This window comes from uncultured Nitrospira sp. (assembly GCA_902500695.1).
Taxonomy (GTDB): domain Bacteria; phylum Nitrospirota; class Nitrospiria; order Nitrospirales; family UBA8639; genus Nitrospira_E.
In genome coordinates, this window is the sequence record CABVRQ010000157.1 from 1 (window position 1) to 3,527 (window position 3,527).

Sequence of the window (3,527 nt, forward strand, 5' to 3'; positions counted from 1 at the left end):
TAGTATTTGCAGGGGCCGATGTGGTTGAAACAGGCCGCCTCCTGGCTATTCTGCTTGACGCCGGGCGTGGGGCAGTCGCGGCCAACCAGCCCCTGATCAATGATGCGAGCAAGGGAGACAAGGGGTTCACGCCTGATGTGTTTGCCCAGCAACTCGCGGAGAAATTTAAGGCCCGAGCCAGCGTGGATTTGGGTAATCTGAAAGGGAGCGGCGTTCCCGAGATGGCGCAAAAGCTGCTGCTGGAACTCGTTGAAGCCGCAAAAAAGACGGTCGCCAACAACCAGGATAAAATCAATAAGCCCGGTGTCGCGTATAAGGGCTTTACACCGGCCCATTTCGGGACGCAGACCGCTACTTTGTTCAGCGAAAAAAGCGGTATTTACATGAAACAAACGACAACAGATGCGTTACTCCGAAATCCGAAGAATAAGGCAGATGACTTTGAGTCCGGGATGATGAAAAAATTCGGCGATTCCGCTTATCCACGCCAGGGGGACAAGATCGCGAGCGAGACAACCGACGGAGCCGTGCGTGTGATGTTGCCCTTGTTCTATGGGAAAGGTTGCATGGGTTGCCACGGTGGTCCCAAAGGTGAAATGGATGTTTCCGGCTACAAAAAAGAAGGGGCCAAGGAAGGCGACCTTGGAGGGGCAGTCAGCGTGAAGCTTCCCGCCAAATAAGCAAATCCTATTATTAAATCCTAAGTGCCCGGGAGGAACTAATTTAAGATTTTTTGTGGGCTTCCGGAAGTCTGAGTGCTTCCGGAAGCAAGTGGGAACACCTTCGAATTTATGAGAGCCAAAAATCTTTCTTAGGTGGGGATTCTGAAGGATTGTCAGCAAATCCCTTACCCCAAAGAACCCATGACTCTCCATAAATAAATAAGGAAAATAAATAAGGAGAAAAATGTATGCGCGCCTTAGCATCCCTGTTGTTCATTGCGGTTTTGACTGTTGTGTCCTTTGGCTTGACATGGGCGGCCGATGCCCCTATTTTTGGCACCTTTGCCCTGTTTGAGGTGGATAAAGATTGGGGAAATTTGTCGGTGGAAGAAAGGCAAAAAGGAGGGGAGGAGGCGAAAGCCCTGTTGGAATCAATCAAAAATCAGGTCACCGTGGATGGCTATTGGACCTATGGGTTGACAACGGAATCTCATTTTATGCTTCGGCTGCATTCCGCCGACCTCAAAGCCAATCAGCAATTAATGACTCAACTCCGGAGTACTCGCCTCGGCCGACATTTGAATTTGGAATACACCGTCAGTGGAGTGACCAAAAGTTTAAATTATGCGCCGGATTTTCCGGAATTGTTGGAAAAGTTGAAAGCAGCGAAATACAAAGGAGATCCGTCGACATATGCAATTATGATCCCGGTTCGGAAAAATGCCGAATGGTGGAATCTGCCTAAAGAAGAACGTGTGGCGCTGATGAAAGAGCATACCATTCCCACTGTGGCCTATTTAGAAACAGTCAAACGGAAATTGTACCATTCCACCGGGATTTCAGACGTGGATTTTTTAACATATTTTGAAACAAATAGTTTGATTGAATTCAATGATCTGGTCATTGCGTTGCGGATGGTTCGGGAGGATAGCTTCAATGTTCAGCTCGGAGAGCCGACGATCATTGGCACACTGAAAAACTGGAATGAGATTGTGGATCTCCTTATGAAATAGATGGGTCCCAGTTCGATCAGATGGATTCATGGTTTTGAATAATCATTTTGGGGATTATATTGCCTGAAGGTGACAATTGTGCCGATTGCCATAACAAACACCCCAAAACTACCAAAAAAGATTGGAAGAAGGGTGATTTTATGGGAGCCATTGTTGTCAGACTGAAATAATTTCGTTTTACGACCAATCGTCTTGAGAAAGGGCGGGGAGGGTATCACAACCTTCCTCGCCTTTTTTTATTCCCACCCCTGGGCTTCCCTTTTTTTTAAAAAAATTCCCTCCGGTCCTTAAATTCGATCATAGGTGTGCCGATAACTTGAAATGGAAAAGGAAAAAGAATTGAGGCTGAAGGGTGAGTGGTAAAGCGAATAGTCCATCGTTTCACGCCTCACGAAGAAATCTGTTTCTTGCATCCATTCCGGATTTTTTCACTTCATTGAGCCCCTGGAACGGAAATCTTCCAGCGGAAATATGGCTATCGAAAATATTTTATGGGAGTGGGTTTTTGTCGGAATGACCACGGCCTATGGTCTTTCCCTTTGACGTCCTATGTAGTCTATGGGTTGTGGTTTCTATTGGTTCCAGGAAGGGTGAGTAGCAAGGCGTAAAGGGGATGTGCGGTGTTTTTTTCACGACTCCTTCCTGTTCACTCCTCACTATCAATCCCTTTACTTTTTGTTTTGGATCAATTGACGATAAAGGACAATATGATGACGGCAACGTTGACTGATAATGAATTTGAACAGTTTAAACACTTAATTTATCAGCAGGTCGGTATTACGCTCGATGCCCCAAAAAAAACGCTCTTAGTTTCTCGTTTGGGGAAACGGCTTCGGGATCTTCACCTTTCCTCGTATCAGGCGTATTACGACTGTGTGAGCGGGAAAGGCGGGGAAGAAGAGTTGATGAAGTTGTTGGATCTTGTGTCAACGAATAAAACTGATTTTTATCGGGAGCCTGTGCATTTTGATTTTCTCCGCGACCAGGTTCTTTCAGAGGTGCAATCGGCCAAGACCTTGAGAATTTGGTCTTCCGCGTCCTCTTCCGGGGAAGAACCCTATACGATTGCCATGACCCTGTCTGATGGCATTGCCGATATTAATCGATGGGACATCAAAATTCTCGCCTCCGATATTTCTACGCGGGTATTGGCAAAGGCCTCCTCGGGTATCTATGAGGAAGAGCGGGTGAGTCAACTTCCCATTGATTTGGTGAAACGACATTTTCTCCGTGGGAAAGGCCCGCAAGCGGGAAAGCTGCAGGTGCGCCCTCAGATCGCGCGTCTTGTGGCCTTTCGACGGATAAATTTGATGGACCCGACCTTTCCTATACGGAGTCAATTGGATGTAATCTTTTGTCGGAATGTTATGATTTATTTTGATCGTCCCACGCAAGCCAAACTCATGGAGAAGTTTTTCCGATATCTCCGCCCTGGTGGATATTTGTTTATCGGACATTCAGAAAGTTTGCAGTGGATCGACCATCAATTTACATATCTGCGCCCGACCATTTATCAAAAACCGATCAGCGTGAAAAGTGAGGCGTAGGGGAGAGGGCAAAGGGGAGAGTGGTTAGGCGTGGAGGATCGGAAGCACTCATCACTTTTCTCATGCTCCTGACTGTTCACTCCTTACTTTAAGGAAATTATGTCATCTACAGGATTGATGGAATTTGGGCATATTCGGCGAATGCAGGATACCCGCTTCCCCTACGAAGTGGCCGTCATTCTCCCAGGTGAATATTTTGTAAGCCGGGAGCCCAAAGTCGTCTATACGGTATTAGGTTCCTGTATCTCAGTGTGTCTGCGAGATCCAGAAGCCGGCGTGGGAGGGATGAATCATTTCATGTTAGC

3 protein-coding genes and 1 pseudogene are annotated in these 3,527 nt (G+C 46.9%); all 4 read left to right on the forward strand.

What is annotated here, in order from left to right; translation table 11 throughout:
- Nucleotides 1–680: DUF3365 domain-containing protein (locus AAH187_RS18970; RefSeq protein WP_342350058.1), on the forward strand; the 680-nt coding region annotated here is incomplete at its 5' end.
- Nucleotides 681–910: 230 nt separating this feature from the next.
- Nucleotides 911–1,675: a chlorite dismutase family protein gene (locus AAH187_RS18975; protein ID WP_342350059.1), complete on the forward strand. Its 765-nt coding sequence runs from the start codon at nucleotides 911–913 to the stop codon at nucleotides 1,673–1,675.
- Nucleotides 1,676–2,382: 707 nt separating this feature from the next.
- Nucleotides 2,383–3,222 (forward strand): protein-glutamate O-methyltransferase, encoded by an 840-nt coding sequence (locus AAH187_RS18980; RefSeq protein ID WP_342350060.1) that lies wholly within the window; start codon nucleotides 2,383–2,385, stop codon nucleotides 3,220–3,222.
- A 99-nt stretch (nucleotides 3,223–3,321) separates the two neighbouring features.
- Nucleotides 3,322–3,527: pseudogene (locus AAH187_RS18985) on the forward strand (hypothetical protein); the annotation flags it as partial.

Bases quoted from the DNA above. Each gene is read 5' to 3' on its own strand.
- AAH187_RS18975 (WP_342350059.1), top strand. From the start codon at position 911: ATGCGCGCCTTAGCATCCCTGTTGTTCATTGCGGTTTTGACTGTTGTG.
- AAH187_RS18980 (WP_342350060.1), top strand. From the start codon at position 2,383: ATGATGACGGCAACGTTGACTGATAATGAATTTGAACAGTTTAAACAC.